This window comes from Hyphococcus lacteus (assembly GCF_041058985.1).
Classification (GTDB): Bacteria; Pseudomonadota; Alphaproteobacteria; order Caulobacterales; family Parvularculaceae; genus Hyphococcus; species Hyphococcus lacteus.
Genome location: NZ_JBEHZE010000001.1, coordinates 1,387,610 through 1,408,287, shown reverse-complemented (window position 1 = coordinate 1,408,287; position 20,678 = coordinate 1,387,610). Strand labels below are relative to the sequence as shown.

Below are 20,678 nucleotides of genomic sequence, written 5' to 3'. Positions count from 1 at the left end.
TCCTCGGGACAGCAAACATGCATTTTTTTGGGGGATAGATATCCCCGCCCATTAGGGCTGACTTAATATGTTCACTGGAATATCTCTCGCCGCGACGGCTAATATTTGGAAAGCAGCAATATAATGCAGCAAGGCTCCTCTCATTCCTCCGAGCAACCTTCTGGCCAAGCCGCCGGGTTTGTCGGTATTTTCATTCAGCGCCCAGTTCTTGCGGCGGTGCTTAGTCTGCTGGTTGCGATTGCCGGTTTTGCAGCGATGCAGGGCATCGAAATTCGCGAGTTACCCGATGTGGATCGTCCCGTCGTTACGATTGACACGAGCTATCCTGGCGCAACGCCAGAAGCCATGGACGCGCAGGTTACATCGATCATTGAAAGCGCCGTCGCTAAGGTTGATGGGGTTCAATCAATTTCGTCGTCATCAAGCTATGCCCGCAGCCGCGTCGTCGCAGAATTTTCAAGCTCCAGTGACATCAATATTGCCGCAACAGACATCAAAAATGCCGTGTCAGGCATCAGCCGCGATTTGCCGGATGACATAGATGAACCTCGGGTCGTCAAAGCCGATTCCGATTCCTCACCCGTCATGCGTATTGCAGTATCCGCCGAAAAAATGGACCCCGGCGTTCTTGCAGACCTCGTCGATGACGTCATCCTTCCCCGACTACAAGCGATCGAAGGCGTTGCCCAAGCAGATGATTATGGGGTTAAAAATCGCGTCATTCGCGTTCGCATTATGCCAGTTTCTTTGGCCGCGCGAGGCTATACCATAGACGATGTAATGCAGGTTCTCGCCACCGCCTCTCAAAGCGCGCCAAGTGGTCAACTACGAAGCGCGAGCCAACAGCTTTTGATACGAACGGAATCCGAGGCGGTCCTACCGGAACAGATTGGCGCGCTGAAACTAGATGACAACACACGCATCTCTGATATTGCCATCGTCGAGTGGGGCTTTGAGGATCAGACAACAAGCTCACGTGTAGACGGTACGACCGGCATCGGGATTGGTATTGTCCGCCAAGCGCAATCAAACACGCTTTTAGTGGCCAAAAATGTTCGTGCCGCAGTTGATGAGCTAACTCGCGAACTTCCGCCCAACGTTATCGTTGATATCGTCAGCGATGATGCAATTTTTATCCAGCAGTCCGTGAATGAAGTTATTCGAAATCTTTTACTATCTACACTGATTGTTGTCTGCGTCATTTTTCTTTTTCTACGCTCACTCCGTGCAACGGTAATCCCGGCAATCACGATACCGGTTTCTCTATTGGGCACCATCGCGCTTCTTTGGATTGCAGGGTTTTCGATAAATCTCATCACCTTATTGGCGCTCGTCATGGCAACTGGTCTTGTTGTTGACGACGCCATTGTTGTAACGGAAAACATTCAGCGTTGGCGCTCTAAGGGCGCAGGTGTCCGGGCCGCGGCGATCTTGGGGACCCGTGAAATTATTTTTGCGGTTCTTTCAACCACAGCAACCCTGGCTGCGGTTTTCATTCCAATTTCATTCTTACCCGGCGAAGCAGGGCAATTATTTTCCGAATTTGGGTTTACGCTCGCTTTTGCAGTTGTTGTTTCTTCATTAGTCGCTTTGACCTTGTGTCCTGTTCTAACGATTAAGTTCGGAGGCGGCGAGAAATCGCCCTCCCCTAAAAATGCGACCGCCACCGAGAACCCAAGCACAGCCATTAAGCAAAGTGCACTCACACGCCTTTACAGCGTCGTCATACGCCACCTTTTAGGGCACCCCATCGCGGTTATCGGCGTATGTTTGTTATTTGCATCTGGTGCATTTTTCACCTTCAAAGCCTTGCCGATGGAACTCACGCCAAAAGAAGATCGTGGACGTGTTTTCATATTGGTTGCCGCCCAACAAGGGGCAAGCTTTGAATATCTCGACCGCAAAGTTCTCGAGGTTGAAAACCGGATCGCCCCTCTAATTGAATCGGGGGAAGTATCCAGCATTCAGTCGATAAACGGTATTGGTGGTGGAACACGCTCCTTCATCATCGCCCGCATGCCAGCGTGGAGCGAACGTGAATATGGTCAGGCCGAGTTGGAAAATACCGTTCGCAACTTAACCAGCGGCATTCCCGGAATCAGTATCTTCATACGAAGCGGTAGTTCGCTCGGTATTCGGGGCGCAGGCCAAGGGTTGAAGTTTGCGGTCATCGGTGACGATTATGGACATGCCGCTGACGCAGCCGAGCTATTAGCCACCAGCCTAAACAGTGATCCAATGTTTGATGATGTACGTTTGGATTTCCAAGTGTCGCAACCTCAAATTTCGATCCGTATCGACCGTGAAGCTGCGACAGCTTTGAATATTCCCATCAACAGCATCACGACCACCATTCAAACGATGGCTGATGAGTATAGAGCTGCTGATATATTTGTTGGCGATGACATCATTGAAGTGTTGGCCACAACGGGCGGCGATCCCGTAAATGACCCAACGGACTTAGAGAATATATTCCTTCGCTCCAGTAGCGGGGTTTCGGTTCCGTTATCGTCGGTCGCCTCTGTCAGCGAAACAGCCGTCGCTTCAAATTTATCGCGCGAACAGCGTCGCCGAGCGGTCCCGATTACCGCAACCCTTGCCGAAGGAACGCGGCTTGGCGATGCAATCATTGAAATGCGCAGAGTAGCCGCCGAAGAACTTTCAGGCGGCATGTCGGTAACGCTGCTCGGCGAGGCCCGCGTTCTGGAAAACTCAAACCAAAACTATATAATTGTTATCGGCGTGGCCGCACTGATCGTATTACTTGTTTTGGCCGCACAATTTGAAAGCTTTGTGAGCGCTTTTATTTTGATGGCAACTGCGCCATTCGGTCTGGCCGCTGCAATTTACGCCATTGGCATTTCCGGCGGTTCTATCAATTTTTATAGTCAAATTGGTTTGGTACTTCTCATCGGCATCATGGCAAAGAATGGCATCTTGATTGTCGAATTCGCGAACCAACTTCGCGATGATGGTGCCGGCGTGCGCGAAGCGATTGAACGCGCAGCCATTACGCGCTTCCGGCCCGTTCTTATGACGGCAATTTCAACCTTTCTGGGTGGCTTCCCGCTTATCTTGGGAAGTGGTGCGGGTGCGGAATCCCGTGCCGCTCTTGGGTGGGTCGTTGTCGGTGGTTTGGGTTTTGCTACTTTCTTCACACTCTTCCTAACACCGGTAGCATTCTTATTGCTCGCAGGCTTTTCGAAACCACGCGCATCGGAAAGTCAGAAAGTTGCAGAAGAATTAGCCAGTGCACCAAAGCGATAAGTGCAAAAAACAAAACAACAGTAATCGAATCATCCGGGTTATGACTGTCATAACTGCGCGTTAGTTTCTTTAATCACGCCCTTCAGTTACGACAGTCATAACAATTTCTTTGTTTCAAAATGCATGACAGCGACATAAGTGCACTATCCAAGAACTTATAGTTCATTTCACAAAAGCTACATATTATTGTCACATTGTCCGCACATGGACATCCTCGGGGGCGTTTCTGCCTTTAGTAATTAGTGATCGCGCCGAGGCGCGAGAAAACAGGGTGTTACAATGACTACTTTTAATTCCAGAATCCGAAAACTTCTTCTGGGATCGGTTGCCACTATCCTATTTTCGGGAACCGCATTCGCTCAAGGAAATCTGGACAATCAAACTAATATACGTATTCAAGCACAATCACTTAACTCTGCCATTGAAGCGCTTGCTAATCAGGCAGACATTTCGATTAATACGAATAGTGTTCGCCTGTCCGATCTGCGTGCACCGACCGTATCCGGAACAATGTCAGTTCGTGAAGCGTTGTCTGAACTTCTTCGCGGCACAAATTTCAGCTATCGTACGCTTTCCGACGGTTCAATCGTTGTTGAACCCGCAACGATGCAAAGCGATGAAATCATCGTCACTGGCACACGGTTAGATCCGCTCAACCTTTTGCAAAAAGGCGCGACAGACTCACTCACAGGTCTTTCACTTTCATTGTTAGAAACGCCGCGCGCGGCAAGCCGGGTCAGTGAAATCACGATTGACCGTTACGGCATGCAAGATGTGGATGATTTGTTAGCAGCCGTTCCAGGTACGTTTACCGCTAGCTTTTTTGGCGTACCGGGGAACCTGAACGTTCGCGGAACGCTCGCTGACACATATTTCCAAGGCTTCAAACGAATCGAGAACCGGGGAACTTACTCTTCAAACCTCAGCGCGGCATCTTATGTCGAGGTCCTACGCGGACCATCGTCACCAATTTATGGCCCCGGAAAAGTCGGTGGTCTATTAAACTTTATGCCGAAGACAGCGCGCGGTGAAAATTCAAAATATGTAGACGAACTTTCTGGCTCTCTAAATGTAACCGCCGGTTCGTATGACAAAACAGTATTTTCAGGGGAAATTTCTATTCCTGTTGGAAATGGTGGTTTTCACTTCTTTGGCGAACATGAAGATTCAGATTCGTATTACCAAAACATTCATCCAAAACATACAAACCTCCAGGGTACCTATGTTGGTGATATTGACGAGCAATGGAGTGTCGAATTTAATTTGATGTACTTCACCGAGTCTGGCCGCATCCAATCCCCCGGTTGGAACCGCCTCACACAAGATCTCGTTGATAATGGAAATTATATCACGGGTCGCGATACTGACATCCGCGATCTCGATGGCGATGGTTACCTTAATTATGGTGAAATCGATACCGCAATCGGATCATTCTTTGGCACCTCAAACATTCGCCAAATTGCAGAGTTTTTTGGTTCTGCTCTTCCAGAATTTGCACTCGACGAAGGTGTCGGCATTACAAAGCTGGATGGAAGTCAGATTTTCGCTGACGAAGGTGACTACAACAATACCGAGACAATCACTGGCTACGCTGCGCTAGAACGCGTTTATAGTGACGACAGCAAATTCTCGTTTCAACTCTTTGTTGATCACATGGAAAATCAAAAATTTAACAGCTTTGGTTTTGCCGCAGATTACGAAGCTACAGCCGTCGAAGGTCGGGCAAGCTATAGCTTTAATACTTCGTTTGGGGACAATTTAACGGCAGACTCCGTAGTCGGAATTGCTCATCGTCGACACAATGCAAAACAATATGAATCATTCCTGTCAGGGTATGTAGCGCTCGACCGTCGTGATCTTTCATTCGGCGCAACTAGCGGTGATCGCATCTTAGCACCGAACATGATTGGCGGAGAACCCGCATGGGATTCACGCCGGGACATGAAGTGGAATTCCTCTTCAGTTTTTGGAATGTCAGATATCAAGCTATTCAACCGGTTTAGTATACTTGCTGGCCTCCGATATGACTATTTTGACCTACAGGCTATCAACACTGGGGAAACTGTTTTTGGCGTCGCCAACACACTCGTAAAAGGTGATAGTGGTGCGGTAACTTGGTCATTATCTGGCCGTTATGAGACGCCATTTGGGGTCACACCATACATTACCTATGCCGAACCCCGTTCGCTTGAATCGTCACAGACTGGTGGCGTCAGTGAAGGGACCATCGGTTCTGGCCTCTACATCTCTCCGTCCAAACTTAAAGAAGCAGGCATTAAGTTCTCTATTCTTGATGGTAACTTGTTCGGTAGTTTTGCGTATTATGAACAATTCCGCCGTCAGACAGACTTGCTTGGTAATATCAGCGGAACAACCGCTGAAGGATTCGAAGCCGAAATTCACTGGCTCGCTACCGATAACCTTAGCTTCACAACGTCCTTCACGAAGCAAGAAACCAACGTCGATGCACCTGGTGCCGGTCGCGGTGAATACCTGCAAGTACGTCCCGATCAATTTGGGGTAGACGGTATTCTTGGATATGGCGGAACATTCGCATTCAACAATGCGGGTTACGTCCCAAGTTTAGCCGATGGCTATACGCTTTCAACGATCCCCGATATTGTTGCTAGCGTTTATGGTACATACACAACGAACCCATTTACTTTCTTTGGTGGAAACGCCACCGCAGGTATCACTGCGGGCGGGAGCTACGTATCGGAAACAGGCGGTATCTTTGAAAATGATATCGTTTTGCCTTCGTACACATTGGCAAAAATTGCCGCTTTCGTAGAATTTGAGCAATTTACGCTCTCAGTGAATGTCGATAATCTCTTTGACAAACGATACTTCACACCATCCGCTGAAGTTTACAAAGAAGTAGCCGTTATGCCCGGTCTTCCACGTATTTTCCGCGTGTCTCTCTCTTACGACTTCTAAAATAGACAACTAATGGGGCGCGATCATAATGGATCGCGCCTTTTATACATATAAACTCCAGTAATATCGCTCATCAGAAGGACGCTTATTATATGAAAAATTCTGGCACCCCACATCATCAGATGGTTACACGCCGACAGGCATTGAAGGGCATTTCGGCGGGCGCAGGTTTTTCGATTTTAGGCAGTTGCACCACACTTTCTAACTCAGCAAAAACAACTTTTGCAGAATTTCAATCCGGCGTCGCGTCGGGTGACCCTACAAAAACTTCCTTTGTGATTTGGACGAGAGCGCTACCAGCGAATGGTAATAACATCGCCAATGTAGGTTTCGACATTGCAAAAGACACAAATTTTGATGCCGTTATTCGGAGCGGAAAAATACAAACGACCGCCGATAGAGATTTTACGGTCAAGGTCGATATCACCGGGTTAGAACCCGGCACCACATATTTTTATCGCTTCACAGGCGGTGAGAACGTATCAACCACCGGGCGCGCACGCACGCTACCGAACAATGATGTACGGTCGATCAAGTTTGCACTTGCTTCCTGTGCGAATTTCCCTTCAGGTTTCTATAATGCCTATCGCGAAATTTCAAAAATCGAAGGCCTGGATGCCGTCGTACATGTCGGTGATTATATCTACGAATACGCCGCAGACGGATATGATTCCAAAACCGGCGAAGCATTAGGGCGTTTGCATAAACCAGCCCACGAGATTGTCACCCTATCTGATTACCGCGAGCGTTTCGCTCAATACCGATCAGACCCCGACCTGCAAGCCGCCCACGCAAATGCACCCTTCATTACCATTTGGGATGACCACGAAACCGCAAATAATAGCTGGTCTGGCGGCTCTTCCAATCATCACGAAGATGCCGAAGGAAAGTGGGAAACGCGGCGTGATGCCGCTTTGCGCGCCTATTTTGAATGGATGCCCATGCGCGACCCTGTCGCTGGGTCCGCCGCCGAACGACTAAACCGAACGTATGATTTTGGTGACATTGCATCCCTATTGGTCATTGAAACACGACTAACCGGTCGAAACGAACCCCTAAGTTATAGCCGCGATTTACCCATGAAAAATGGGGAGCCAGATATCGAGCTATTCAGAAATGACGTTCTAGGTGCCCCTTCGCGGACCATGATGGGTGCCGCGCAGGAAAAGTGGCTGGAGGGTGCGTTAAAAGAATCTCGTGATCGTGGTGCCGCATGGCAAATACTCGGCAATCAGACCGTCATGGCACGGATGAATACGCCAAACTTTATGAAACTACTCCCACCAAAGATGCTGAACGATTCGATGAGTAAGGGTGGCTACACCGCAATGTGGCTGGAACGCTCACAGCTTGGCCTCCCCGTTAGTTTAGATTCTTGGGATGGATACCCCGCCGCTCGTGAGCGTCTTTACGACTCAGTCAAAGCAACGAACGCCAATCTTGTCGTCCTTTCTGGCGACAGTCATATGTTCTGGGCAAACAACCTTCATTCCGCAAAAGATGAAAGCCAGATTGGCATTGAATTTGGAACTGGCGGCATCACCTCCCCCGGCGGCTACGAAATGCTGAGCGATGATCCCGCCATTTTTGAAATCGCAGCAAAAGGCGTAATCGCCCAGAATTCAGATGTGGCACATGCCAATGTTCATGATCATGGTTTTGTGGTTGTCACGGCATCAAAATCCGAAATTAAAGCGGATTATATAAAAGTCAGCACAACCCAAAGTCAGGATTACGAAACGACCAAATTCCTCACCGTACAATCCCATTTGACACCACAAGGCCCATCAACCTTGGTCAAAACCGAATAAAGAAGGACAGATTCTTACCGGATGTTGCGTGACTAACCGACATTATAGAAGTAAAGCACTCAAGAAATGCCCCCATTTTTTTAATTGGGGGCATATGTTTATAGAGTGCCTACGCAAATTCCGTGAGTTTCATGACCGACGAATACCTAAATCGCCGAACCTTCGCCATTATTTCCCACCCGGACGCTGGTAAAACCACGCTGACGGAAAAGCTCTTATTGGCGTCCAGCGCAATCCGATTGGCCGGCGAGGTAAAAGCCAAAGGCGAGCGGCGCCGGGCCCATTCCGATTGGATGTCTATCGAGCAAAAGCGCGGAATCTCGGTGACTACTTCGGCTATGACATTCGAATTCGAGGGGAATGTATTCAATCTCCTCGATACGCCGGGGCACGAGGACTTTTCCGAAGACACCTACCGCACACTGACCGCCGTCGATTCAGCAATCATGGTCGTTGACGCTGCCAAAGGGATCGAGCCGCAGACCCGAAAGCTCTTTGAAGTTTGCCGATTACGCGACATTCCGATCATCACTTTTATCAACAAAGTCGACCGCGAAGGCCGCGACCCGTTCGACCTTATCGAAGAAATATCGGACCAATTAGCGCTCGACGTTACCCCCAAGGTCTGGCCTATTGGCACCGGCGGGCGGTTTCGCGGCTGTTACGACATGGATCACAACCGTGTGCTTTTGCCCGCCGAAGATAGCGCAATAGGTTTTGATCGCGCTGTTGATGTGTCATCGCCAGCAGACCCTCGCCTCGATGACCTCGTCGGCGCTGAAATAATGGAAGAGGTTCGTGGCGAGATGGAACTCGCGGCCGAAGGCTATAGCGCTTTCGACCTTCAGGCATTTCGCGAAGGCACCCTAACCCCGGTCTATTTTGGCTCAGCATTGCGTCAGTTTACGATTGCGGAATTGCTTCGAGACGTCGGAAAATATGCTCCACCACCGGGCATGCAAAAAGCACGTATTGCGCAAGGCATCGAAGAAAAAGTTCCGCCTAATGCCGACTACGTCTCTGGTTTTGTTTTCAAGGTCCAAGCAAACATGGACCCGAACCACCGCGACCGCATCGCTTTTGTCCGTATGTGTTCCGGAAAGTTTCAGCGCAAAATGAAACTAAAAGTAACGAGAACGAATAAATCACTCGCCGTCGCGAACCCCATTTTCTTCCTCGCCCAAGATCGCCAATTGGTCGAGGAGGCCGTGGCCGGAGACATTGTTGGCATCCCCAACCACGGCGCATTGGGCGTTGGCGATACATTGACAGAACGGGACGGGTTACAATTTTTGGGTCTCCCTGATTTTGCCCCAGAAATTATCCGCCGTGTTCGGCTAGATGATCCGATGAAGTCGAAACAGATGAAACGAGCTATGATTGCCTTGGCCGAAGAAGGTGCAAGCCAAGTTTTCACGCCTACGCTCGGCTCGGATTTTTACGTTGGGGTCGTCGGGTCTTTGCAGCTCGATGTTATTCAAGAGCGCCTGAAAGCCGAATATGATGTCGCCGCCTCTCTAGAAGTGTGTGGCTATGACGCCGTTCGTTGGTTAAGTGGGGCGACAAGCGATATCGACGAATTCATCGGAAAAAATCGAAACGCTGTTGCCCACGACCGCTACGGCTCACCGGTTTTCCTCGCCCGCTCACAATGGGAAGCTGGCTACACCGAAGAAAAAAACCCTAAACTCAAATTTCTAAAAACACGCGAACGCGTTTAAGCACCTCAATTCACAGTTTTTACGAGCTATAAATGACCCAACGCGTTGCCATATTCGATCTTGACCGGACGATTACAAAAATCGGAACCTTCACGCCGTTCCTTCTCAGCACGAGAGCCAACACATTTTCAAAACTAACCTTAGCGCCGAACTTTACTGGGCCATTGGTATCCTACGTCCAAGGTCGGCTGGATCGAGTTTCTCTAAAGAACAAAATGATGGAGATTGCTCTGTCTGAATTTACGGCCGACGAAATCGCTAAACATTCCCATTCTTTCGTCGACCAGACGCTGTTAACCGGTATTCGTCCCAAAGCGATTGAAGCGTTAAAGCATCACCAGAAAAACGGCGATTATACCGTCCTCGCCACCGCTAGTGTTGATTTTTATGCTGATCTTTTTGCTGAAAAATTAGGCTTCGACAAAAGTATTTCAACGGTCACTAATTTTGAGCAAATTTCTTCGGGCCCGCCGATAATTCTAGGTGGAAATTGCTACGGCGAGAACAAACTCGATATGGTAACGAAGGAAATGAGTGGTGCGCTTGAACAAAGCCGACAAGAACAACATTGGACGTTTTATAGCGACCACCATTCCGACATCGCTTTATTCAAAAAAGTTGAAGCGCCCTTCGTAATTTCACCCAATCCAAAAACCAAAAAGAAGACTGATGCCCTCGAATATCCGGTCTTAAATTGGTAACATACAGCCCCTAACGAATTCGGCTCAACGCAAGCGCAGCACGTTCCGAGCCACCCAAAAATGGCTCTTCAAATGTTTCCCTAAACGTCAAGTTTTGACGGGCTCTGTGATCATCTTTAATGTCATGGTACCGATCCAAAAGAGCATTTATTTCATCCGGCCGGGAGACAACATGTCCTAAAGACCAGTTGGCATAATTCAGATCATTTTCCCACTGAACGCCATGACTATTTAAAAAGATGCACATTCGCGGCTTAAATAGAAATTCATAAAGCTGGCTTGAAACATCACCTAAATACACATTCGCCGCCCGCATATAGGTCATATTGATACTATTAATCGACCCTGTATCAATATGAATGTTCGGAAGGTTATAGAACCGCTTGTTTAGAGATTTGCGCCACTCAATAGCGCTCAAATTTGCCGTCATATGCAATTTTCGAGAAAACAGCATAATATGTGGCGCAAAGATTAAATTAAAGTCAGACCGGTTAGCGAATAACTCCAGAACCTGCTCCCCATGTTTGTACCAAGATGACAAGCTTGGATCAAAATGAGGGTTATAAACGATGGTCGGGTTTTCATTATCGAAAAATCGCGAAGCGTTTGATGTTTTATCATGAACGAGATCAAATTTTGGATATCCCACAACCGTGAAATTACCATCGGAAATCACGTCTTCTTTTAACATCCGGTTCCGTTGATTATTTCCCGGTACAAATACATGGTCGAAATTTTTTATACTCTTTTTAAATCCCGCCGCTCGATCGCCACACCCATGCTGCGTCCACACTAGTTTTGCATTTTTAATTCCGAAATGCGTTTTTAGAAGAAGGCAGGTCATCTCAGGCGATGCGATCACATCCATCCGGGCTAAATCTTTGCGGATAGAATATAACGCGCCGATGCGTCTCAAAGGGGCAGCTTTACCAATCAAAGCTTCCAACACCTTTGATAAAACCGGCGGCTCGAGAACAACTAAATTAATTTGGCCAAAGACTTCCTCGGACATCAATGCCTTGAGCAGGTCCGCATTTTCCTGCCCCATCACATAAGCATGGATTTCGTCATATTCGCTGATGCTTGTTAGCGATTCTAGGATCGGTGCGAGATGCGGAATTTGATGCGGCTGTTCATGCAAGAACAAAAAACCAATAACGCGCTTAGCGCTATTGGTTTTGCGGTTTTCGACCCGCCGCGTTACCTTTTCAGAGGCTTCAAATGTGCTCAAACCTGTCATCGCAATTAACTTATAGGGAACTCGACGAAATTCGCCTATGTCTACTTTCTGGATATCCGCAGAACTCCCCCAATAGTGCCCGAGGGAATAATTTCGAATAAATACCCGATAGTTAGCCCTCCACCAAACTAGAAATCTACGAAAAATGTGCATGGCTGGGAGTTTTAGCCGCATCTTATTGGCTGTAATCGTCGACTTGGAGGAACCAAAATATGCCATCTGTGGCCACCGATAATAGCGCGGCCCCTCAGTATTCGGGAGGGTATACCGCAATTGTTCTCGCCGGCAAACGTCCCGGCATTGATCCAGTAGCTGCCGCCCACAACCAAACCTATAAAGCGCTGGTAGAGGTCAACGGCACACCTATGCTGACCCGTGTAATACGCGCTCTTTGCGGAACAAAACGCATCCACCATGTCATTCTCGTCGCAGCCGATGATCTTGGCTCCGTTGAAAATATTACCGGGCTGCCGAGTGCCTTTGGGGGAACTCCATACTCGATATCGCCAGCTCGAAATACAATCAGCGACAGCGTCATAGACGCTATTAATCAGCGCCCGAATGACAGCCGTTTTTTGATTACGACATCTGACCACCCTCTTCTTACTGCGGAGATGGTGGACGACTTCCTTAGTGAAGCCGAGCAGCAGGTCGGGATCAATATAGCATTCGTTAACAAAGCCGTGATTGAAGCCGCACACCCTAAGATGAATAGAACCTATCTGCGGCTGCGCGACACAGAAATATCCGGCGCAAACCTATTTGCGATCAGTGGTTCAGACGGACGCGATGCAATTAAGTTCTTTCAGCGAATTGAAGCCAATCGAAAACGCCCGTGGAAAATGATTTCACAATTTGGTGTACTGAACTTGGTCGGATTTGCCCTACGCATTTTTACACTGGAAACAGCATTCCGCAGGGTTTCAAATAAGCTCGGCTGTTCGGTGCGACCTGTTACACTGTCGCATGCCAATGCGGCCGTGGATGTGGACAAAGTTTCCGATCTTGAGACGGTAAATCATATACTCCGGACTGAACAGTAATCCAACAAGAGGCTCCCGAATTCGCATTCACCAATGCCAGTAACACTTCCATTAGCCGAGCTATAAATGCCTCACCACGAACAAAGTGAAATGATCCGTGATCAACGCGACCTGTCTCGCGGTGCTCGTCAAATATTATCAGGTTCGGGTGTTCGGATGATCGCCCGGATACTTCTGATCGTTTTTGTTGCAAAAATGTATGGCGTAGCCGCTTTTGGGCGACTTGGCGAAACGGTCGCAATTATCGAGCTTTGCGCCGCTTTTTCCACCTTTGGTTTAAACAAGACCTTGCTGGGTGAATTGGCAAATACCGATGGCACCGCTCATTCCCTTAGTTCTACGGTGTATGAAGGGCTTTTGCTCGCGACAATCATATCAATCACTATTGCCATCGTGTTGTGGTTTTCTTGGGGGGTAATTTTTCCCACCGGCGCGACGCCGCGCCTCGCTGCTCTGGGCGTGCCATTGATTGCTATGAGTGATGTAGCACTTACCGCAACTCGTCACTTTCGTACGGTTGCTTGGGACACGATCGCAAAAGCTATTGTGAAACCTTGGGGGTTTTTGATTTTCGCCCTACTTGGCTATTTCCTATCTTCAAGCCAAATACTCGGGGACCAGCTAAAAGTGTCGCTGATTGAGGCCCTTATAGGCGGCTACATATTATCGCTATTTTGTGCGGCTCTACTTGCATTTTTTGTTGCTACAAAAATGTATGGTCTGCCCCAGCAATCACCACTCATTAAAAACAGCCTTCGCATGGGTCAACGAAGCTTCCCGATTGCAATTAATGAGACCGGAATTTTTGCTTTACGGCGTATAGATATTATTATTCTTGGATTGGTCGTGGGCCCTTCGGCATCCGGAGTTTATTACCTAGGGCGACAACTGGCGACAGTGGTTGAAAAAATCCGATACATGTATGAACCAATGCTCGCACCGATCATTGCACAGGCGCAAACGGACGGGAAAATTGGCGAACACCTTAGCCGGCTTTGTCTTTTTATATTTACCGTACAGTTGGGCATGTTGAGCTTCACCGTTTTGTTCGGAGAACAGATCATGACTTGGTTCGGTGGAGGTTTCGCCGTTGGGGCAAGCGTCCTAGTCATTCTGTTGCTCTCAGAATTGATTGATGGAACCGTTGCCTTAACTGAGCTTCCCGTCGTGTTTCGTCACCCCCGCTGGCCGCCCCGCTCGATCTTATTCACCGTTTTCATTGAGTGCATGCTAGTTGGTCTTTTTGCTCACTATTTTGGCGCAATGGGCGCGGCAATAGGTTTCTTATTGGCCATGCTCACCCTCGCATCCATAAGACTGATATTGGTCAAGCGACTTTTCGGTTTCATGATTTTCAACTGGAGTTACCTTCACATTCTCACTCTGGCAATTATCACGACCATTTTGGGATACGGAATTCTCGAGTTCGGTGACAACAAATTGCCAATGCAATTTATCGCCGGATCTATTTTCCTGTCTTGTTATATTATGATTGCGCGCAAATTATTGCGGCCACAGAAACCAGTCAAAGCCAACTGAGATCGACGAATTGTCAGGAAAGTGGTGCCCGGGGGCGGATTTGAACCACCGACACGCGGATTTTCAATCCGCTGCTCTACCAACTGAGCTACCCGGGCATCTGCCACCAAAAATGAGTAAACCCATCTGGCGGAGCGGGGCTTATAGGCCAAGATTACTGCGCTTGTCTATGGGGAGTGCCGCCAAAATCTCCCCTCTTTGCGTGATTGACCGTACTCCATTATGGAGAAGTAAATTCAGAAGGCGAACATGACCACAAAATCTCGTAAAACGACGCATTCTCGCGCCAAATCAACCAAACCGAAGGCCAATCCTGGCAGCCAAACGGATAACTTGTCTCAGCTTGGGGCGCAGACAGCAGCGCCGGCCTCACCCGAGGAGGCAATTTTAGAGACTGCACCCAACCCCCATCCGACTGATTTATATCTGGCGCGTTTTACAGCGCCCGAATTTACATCACTTTGCCCTGTAACCGGACAGCCAGACTTCGCGCATCTTGTGATCGATTACGTCCCGTCAAAACTGATTGTCGAATCTAAGTCATTAAAGCTGTTTCTAACATCGTTCCGAAATCACGGCGCTTTTCATGAAGATTGCACCATTGCGATCGGCAAGCGGATTGTCGACACGATCAAGCCAAAATGGCTAAGAATTGCCGGATATTGGTACCCCCGTGGCGGTATTCCTATTGATGTATTCTATCAGACCGGAATCCCCCCAAAAGGGCTATGGCTTCCCGAACCGGGCGTAGCGCCTTATCGTGGCCGAGGGTAAATTATTAGGGAAGAGCTATGAACCGGCATATCCTACTAGGCTTGTGGGCAGTGAGCGCAATTTCCTTGACCACAGCAACGGCGGACGAGCTTGAAGGCAAACGATCAAGCAGCGAAATCTTGGAAGCAACAGCCGAGTCCGATTGGCAACGTTTCGATCCCGACAATCTAGTTGTTATAAAACTAGAGCGAGGTGACGTCGTGGTCGCACTATCGACCGAGCTAGCGAACAACCACACAAGCCAAATCAAAGCACTCGCCCGAGAAGGGTTTTATGACGGTTTGTCTTTTTACCGCGTCATTGACGGCTTTGTTGCGCAGGGCGGCGATCAATTTGAAACACGCCCCCTAAACACTGCAATGAAATCATTGGCCGCTGAGTTTGAAGAAACAATCGGCGATGCGTCATTATTTTCGGCGCTGAAGGACCACGATGGATATGCAGAGCAGGTCGGGTTCCTTGGGTTCCTTCCCACTGGTCGCGATACAGAGAATGATTCGATTTGGCATCTACATTGCACTGGTGCAATGGCAATGGCGCGTGATACCGCCAAAAATACTGCCGGCACCGAATTCTATATTACCCTTCAGCCACAGCGTTATCTCGATCGCAATCTGAGCGTATTTGGACGCGTGGTAAAAGGGATGGAACATCTACAAGCCCTAAGACGTGTGGCCCCGGCAGAAACACCGGAAGACGACACCGGCGAGATCATAGTTTCCATGCGAATAGCTGCGGACTTACCCACAAAAGAACAGCCTCGCTTACAATACCTCCGTACCGATACAGATCTATACAAAGAATACGTTGAGGCCCGCAGAAACCGTCCGGAAGACTTTTTCTATTTCCGGCCAGACCATATCGATATCTGCGCGGCAAACGTGCCTGTTCGGGTTGTCGCTGACAGTTCAGCCAAAGAATGACAAAAAATGGCGATGCCAGGCCAATGGTCGGCCCTTGGAAAATAGAGTCTACGGAAAAGATTTATACCAACCCTTGGATTGAGTTAATTAGCCATAACGTCATTCAGCCCGACGGATCATCCGGGACTTATGGAGTGGTCAATTTCAAAAACCTAGCCATAGGTATTTTGCCGATTGACGCGGAAGGTAATGTGACTTTAGTCGGCCAACATCGATTTCCGCTCAACCGCTACAGTTGGGAGTTACCCGAAGGCGGCGGGCAGAAAGACAAACCCGCCTTAGACTCTGCCGCGCGAGAATTAGCCGAAGAAACGGGATTACGCGCTAATTCATGGATCAAATTGACCGAATTCGACGTATCAAATTCAGTGACCGACGAGCGCGCAATATGTTTTTTAGCGTGGGATTTGGAGCAAGGGACTTCGGCACCCGAGCCCTCAGAAGAATTAACCATACGGAAAGTACCGTTCAAAAAACTGTTGGAAATGGTTCTCAGCGGCGAAATTTCGGACAGTCTCACAATCGTGATGACCCTGACCGCTTATACCAAGGCCTTGCGCGGCGAGGTTCCAGCGCCTATTTCCGCCCACATACTTGATGCGCACGAGCGAAAGTAGGAAACTAAGCCATGGCAAAACCTTCCGCAGATCAATCAAACGTTGTTGCGCTGTCCCAGGACCAAACCTGGTCGAAAATGCGTATAGAAGCCGCCTCTGCCGCCGCGTCTGAACCAGTTCTTGCTAGCTTCCTACATGCCACAATACTAAATCACGAAAGCTTTGAGATCGCTCTTTCCTATCGGCTGGCTCAAAAGCTCTCAGATCCAGAAATGAATGCGATGCTCTGGCGCGAAGTTTGTGCCGAAGCATATCGTCGCGCGCCGGGCATCGTCGATGCCGGCCTTTATGATTTACGCGCCGTGTTCAACCGCGACCCTGCTTGTCACGAATTTATGCAGCCATTTCTCTATTTTAAAGGTTACCTCGCGCTACAAGCGCAGCGCGTGGCCAATTGGTTATGGCGCAACGACCGCCAAGCACTTGCTCAGTTTCTTCAAAGCCGAATGTCAGAACTCTTCGCCGTTGATATTCATCCCGCTACAAAAATCGGCAAGGGCGTTTTCTTCGATCATGCCACCGGAATTGTTATTGGAGAAACAGCTGAAATTGGGGATGACGTTTCAATTCTTCAAAACGTTACCCTTGGCGGTACGGGCAAAGACGAAGGCGACCGGCACCCCAAAATCCGCCGCGGCGCTTTGATTAGCGTTGGGGCCAAAGTGCTCGGCAACATTGTCGTTGGCGAAGGGGCCAAAATCGCAGCCGGTAGTGTAGTTCTAAAAGATGTTGAACCACATTGTACTGTTGCTGGTGTTCCAGCCAAACCAGTTGGCGCGTGCCAAGATACATCGCCGTCAGAAACGATGGATCAAAAATTTAATTACGACACCTATTCAATTTAGTATTGTACCGTAGCCTGATGATTGGACGCGGAGCATGCGCGTAGACCTCTTTGACTTTGAACTACCGCAAGAACGTATAGCCGTTGCGCCCGCATCTCCTAGAGATAGTGCCAGGATGCTTCACGTCAGTGCGAGCGGGATCGGTGACCAAAGCATCCGAGATCTGGTCGATATATTACGTCCAGGCGATTTACTTGTTTCTAACGACACTAAAGTCATCCCGGCACAACTTTTTGGCACTCGTCCATCTCGTAATGATGGGAACCGTGTCTCAATCGAAGCCACGCTACACCGCGACCTTGGGAATAACTGCTGGCGAGCATTCGTCCGTCCGGCAAAACGGCTAAAAATTGGTGACGTCGTTCAATTCGGAGAAGCTCTTTGTGGTGAGGTGATGAAACGCGAAGGTGCGGAAGCAATTTTAAAATTTGATACTGGCGATCTAAGTTTTGATGATGCCATAGAGCAAGTCGGCGTAATGCCTTTACCACCATACATCGCACGAAAACGCGCCGCCGTCGACGAAGACAAATTCAATTACCAGACAGTCTTTGCTAACGAGCCCGGTTCGGTCGCAGCGCCAACAGCAGGCCTGCACTTTACGCCAGAACTATTATCTAAAATTCAGGAACGTGGTGCCGACCAGATTTCGATCACACTCCATGTTGGTGCAGGCACGTTTTTGCCCGTGAGCGTAGAAGATACGACCGCTCACAAAATGCATAGCGAATGGGGCGAGATTACCAAAGAGCAAGCCGATCAAATAAACAGCTGCAAAGCTCGCGGCGGCCGCATTGTCGCAGTGGGAACGACCTCATTGCGGTTATTGGAAAGCGCTGCGGATGATTGTGGTATGATCCAATCTTTTGCAGATGAAACTGATATTTTCATTACGCCGGGGTACAAGTTCAAAACCGCAGATATTCTTCTTACGAATTTTCACCTGCCCCGATCAACATTATTTATGTTGGTCTGCGCATTTGCGGGCGTTGAAAAAATGAAACATGCTTATAAACACGCGATCGAAAATGAGTACCGGTTTTATTCATATGGTGATGCATGTTTGCTGGAGCGGGATAGATGAGCCAAATTTCAATAGACGATTTTTTAAATGTGGATATTCGTGTCGGCACCGTACAAAAGGTTGAACCGTTTACTAAAGCACGCAAACCGGCATGGAAACTTTGGATCGATTTTGGTGAAGAAATTGGTATCAAAAAAACTTCCGCACAAATTACCGTTCATTATACCGAAAAAGATCTAATCGACCGACAGGTAGCGGCGGTAGTCAATTTTCCACCACGCCAAATTGCCGATTTCATGTCAGAGGTCCTCGTCCTCGGATTTTCCGACAATGACGGCGCAATCGTTTTGATTGGACCAGAACGCAAAGTGCCTAATGGCGGGAGGATGCATTGACCGATAAATTCAGCTTTTCACTTGCCGCCACCGACGGACAAGCGCGCACCGGCCATATTTCAACTCCAAAAGGTGAGATAAGAACGCCAGCCTTTATGCCAGTTGGCACCGCAGCGACAGTCAAAGCAATGCTGCCCGATCACGTGCGGGCCACCGGTGCGGACATTGTACTAGGCAACACTTATCACTTGATGCTTCGACCTACGGCTGAGCGTGTAGCAAAACTTGGTGGGCTTCACCAATTTATGAATTGGCCTCGGCCTATCCTGACGGACTCGGGTGGGTTTCAGGTCATGTCACTTTCTAAATTACGAAAGCTAACTGAAGAAGGTGTTTCATTTCAGTCCCATATTGACGGCTCGAAGCACATGTTAACGCCCGAACGTTCGATAGAAGTTCAGTGCCTTTTGGGATCGGATATCCAAATGCAACTCGACGAATGTCCGGCCATTCCAATTGCTCATGAAGACGCGCGAAACTCTATGCTATTGTCAGCGAGATGGGCCGAGCGTTCCAAACAAGCTTTTGAAAACCTGTCCAAACCAGGTCAAGCATTGTTCGGCATTGTGCAAGGCGCAAATTACGAAGATTTACGGCGGGAAAGCCTTGATCGATTAATGGAAATCGATTTTCCTGGGTATTCCGTCGGCGGCCTTGCCGTTGGTGAGGGCAGAGAGGAAATGTTCCGCGTTCTTGATTTCACCACGCCGCACATGCCCCAAACTAAACCACGCTATTTGATGGGGGTCGGGAAGCCCGCTGACATTGTCGGCGCAGTCGCTCGCGGCATTGATATGTTCGATTGCGTGGCCCCAACCCGATCGGGACGCCATGGGCAGGCGTGGACGAAAACAGGTCCCATCAACATCAAGAACGCCAAATTTGCTGATGACCCGACCCCTCTTGATCCCGAAAGCGACTGCCCAGCCAGCCGCGATTATTCAAAAGCCTATATTCACCACCTGTTCCGCGCCGGCGAATATCTGGCACCCATGCTTTTGACTTGGCACAATCTTCAATATTATCAAGACCTTATGTCTGAGATACGTGATGCGATTAGCGCCGGTCAATTCAACGAATTTGTGTCAAAGTTCAAAGACGATACGGGCGAAGAATTAGTGTAAAAAAGCATCATTTTATGGTGCCGAATCGGTTGACCCCGTCAAAACGCGCCCCTATGTTCCGCGCCTTCCAAGGCGGTTGCCGCTTCACGGGATCGTGGGCGGCATTTCTTTAGACGGGATGCCTATTTCAAATCCCCGACGTCGTGGGCCCATAGCTCAGCCGGTAGAGCAACTGACTTTTAATCAGTAGGTCGATGGTTCGAACCCATCTGGGCTCACCATTTTCTTGATTGATCAAAAACTGAAATTCACCAAGCAACGGGCGAACTTTCATTCAATCAGGAAATCCGCACTCTGATTGCCCAACACGTTAGATTAATACCTGCTCTATTTCAGTGAACTGAATTGTCGAACCGTCTTCGAAGTTGATTATCCCATTCGCGTCATCACTAAAGACAAGTCCACTATCGTCTTGCGAAACGATAGAGCCTTGGGTCAGATTAACTGTCCAGTCGGTTCCAAAGTCGGCCATCGTCATATCACCAAGGTCGAGTTGAATCGTATCAGTCCAACCTGAACCACCGTAGATACGGTCAGATCCGTCACCGAGCTCATAGACAAAGACGTCAGAGTCATCGCCACCGACTAGTGTATCATTTCCTATACCGCCCGTTAACGTGTCTGAACCGGCGTCACCACGCAGATAGTCGTTCCCAGCACCACCGACCAGAGTGTCATCGCCGCCATTACCAATCTGAATGACGCGTTCCTTCATCC

At 48.9% G+C, this 20,678-nt stretch carries 16 protein-coding genes and 2 tRNA genes; 15 read left to right on the top strand and 3 right to left on the bottom strand.

Annotation, left to right across the window (positions count from 1 at the left end; genetic code table 11):
- Positions 1–123 precede the first annotated feature (123 nt).
- The 5 genes from ABFZ84_RS06805 to ABFZ84_RS06785 all read left to right on the top strand — a co-directional run bounded on the left by ABFZ84_RS06805 (position 124) and on the right by ABFZ84_RS06785 (position 10,437).
- Entirely contained in the window at positions 124–3,267 is a 3,144-nt protein-coding gene (locus ABFZ84_RS06805) for an efflux RND transporter permease subunit (protein ID WP_369313212.1), read from the top strand.
- Between the two features lie 279 nt (positions 3,268–3,546).
- On the top strand, positions 3,547–6,204 hold the full coding sequence (locus ABFZ84_RS06800; RefSeq protein WP_369313211.1) for a TonB-dependent siderophore receptor: 2,658 nt from the start codon (positions 3,547–3,549) through the stop codon (positions 6,202–6,204).
- A gap of 92 nt (positions 6,205–6,296) precedes the next feature.
- Positions 6,297–8,015 carry an alkaline phosphatase D family protein gene (locus ABFZ84_RS06795; RefSeq protein WP_369313210.1) on the top strand — a complete coding sequence of 573 codons (1,719 nt, stop codon included), beginning with the start codon at positions 6,297–6,299 and terminating at the stop codon, positions 8,013–8,015.
- Between the two features lie 131 nt (positions 8,016–8,146).
- On the top strand, positions 8,147–9,736 hold the full coding sequence (locus ABFZ84_RS06790) for a peptide chain release factor 3 (RefSeq protein WP_369313209.1): 1,590 nt from the start codon (positions 8,147–8,149) through the stop codon (positions 9,734–9,736).
- 32 nt (positions 9,737–9,768) lie between these two features.
- Positions 9,769–10,437, top strand: a complete 669-nt coding sequence (locus tag ABFZ84_RS06785; protein WP_369313208.1) for an HAD-IB family phosphatase — start codon at positions 9,769–9,771, stop codon at positions 10,435–10,437.
- Between the two features lie 10 nt (positions 10,438–10,447).
- Here the strand turns inward: ABFZ84_RS06785 and ABFZ84_RS06780 are convergent, their stop codons facing one another.
- Complete coding sequence (locus ABFZ84_RS06780) at positions 10,448–11,677, bottom strand: hypothetical protein (protein ID WP_369313207.1); 1,230 nt, start codon at positions 11,675–11,677, stop codon at positions 10,448–10,450.
- 212 nt (positions 11,678–11,889) lie between these two features.
- On the opposite strand from ABFZ84_RS06780, the gene ABFZ84_RS06775 reads away from it, so the two are divergent.
- Positions 11,890–12,720, top strand: a complete 831-nt coding sequence (locus ABFZ84_RS06775; protein ID WP_369313205.1) for a nucleotidyltransferase family protein — start codon at positions 11,890–11,892, stop codon at positions 12,718–12,720.
- Between the two features lie 66 nt (positions 12,721–12,786).
- Positions 12,787–14,259: a lipopolysaccharide biosynthesis protein gene (locus tag ABFZ84_RS06770; protein WP_369313204.1), complete on the top strand. Its 1,473-nt coding sequence runs from the start codon at positions 12,787–12,789 to the stop codon at positions 14,257–14,259.
- Between the two features lie 22 nt (positions 14,260–14,281).
- Here the strand turns inward: ABFZ84_RS06770 and ABFZ84_RS06765 are convergent.
- Positions 14,282–14,357, bottom strand: a tRNA-Phe gene (locus ABFZ84_RS06765).
- A gap of 151 nt (positions 14,358–14,508) precedes the next feature.
- Between ABFZ84_RS06765 and queF the strand changes: the two genes are divergently transcribed.
- The 8 genes from queF (at position 14,509) to ABFZ84_RS06725 (ending at position 20,182) form a co-directional block, all read left to right on the top strand.
- Positions 14,509–15,033 (top strand): preQ(1) synthase, encoded by a 525-nt coding sequence (gene queF, locus ABFZ84_RS06760; protein ID WP_369313203.1) that lies wholly within the window; start codon positions 14,509–14,511, stop codon positions 15,031–15,033.
- Between the two features lie 17 nt (positions 15,034–15,050).
- Positions 15,051–15,956 (top strand): peptidylprolyl isomerase, encoded by a 906-nt coding sequence (locus tag ABFZ84_RS06755; protein WP_369313202.1) that lies wholly within the window; start codon positions 15,051–15,053, stop codon positions 15,954–15,956.
- Entirely contained in the window at positions 15,953–16,573 is a 621-nt protein-coding gene (locus tag ABFZ84_RS06750) for an NUDIX domain-containing protein (RefSeq protein ID WP_369313201.1), read from the top strand. The genes ABFZ84_RS06755 and ABFZ84_RS06750 overlap by 4 nt, the downstream gene beginning before the upstream one ends.
- 11 nt (positions 16,574–16,584) lie before the next feature.
- On the top strand, positions 16,585–17,418 hold the full coding sequence (gene cysE / locus ABFZ84_RS06745; protein ID WP_369313200.1) for a serine O-acetyltransferase: 834 nt from the start codon (positions 16,585–16,587) through the stop codon (positions 17,416–17,418).
- A 34-nt stretch (positions 17,419–17,452) separates the two neighbouring features.
- On the top strand, positions 17,453–18,502 hold the full coding sequence (gene queA, locus ABFZ84_RS06740; protein WP_369313199.1) for a tRNA preQ1(34) S-adenosylmethionine ribosyltransferase-isomerase QueA: 1,050 nt from the start codon (positions 17,453–17,455) through the stop codon (positions 18,500–18,502).
- Complete coding sequence (locus tag ABFZ84_RS06735) at positions 18,499–18,837, top strand: tRNA-binding protein (protein WP_369313198.1); 339 nt, start codon at positions 18,499–18,501, stop codon at positions 18,835–18,837. The genes queA and ABFZ84_RS06735 overlap by 4 nt, the downstream gene beginning before the upstream one ends.
- Positions 18,834–19,961, top strand: a complete 1,128-nt coding sequence (gene tgt / locus ABFZ84_RS06730) for a tRNA guanosine(34) transglycosylase Tgt (RefSeq protein ID WP_369313197.1) — start codon at positions 18,834–18,836, stop codon at positions 19,959–19,961. Before ABFZ84_RS06735 ends, tgt begins: the two co-directional genes overlap by 4 nt.
- 145 nt (positions 19,962–20,106) lie before the next feature.
- A tRNA-Lys gene (locus tag ABFZ84_RS06725) sits at positions 20,107–20,182 on the top strand.
- An 89-nt stretch (positions 20,183–20,271) separates the two neighbouring features.
- Here ABFZ84_RS06725 and ABFZ84_RS06720 read toward each other — a convergent pair.
- On the bottom strand, positions 20,272–20,678 hold a 407-nt coding region (locus ABFZ84_RS06720; protein ID WP_369313196.1), incomplete at its 5' end, for a calcium-binding protein.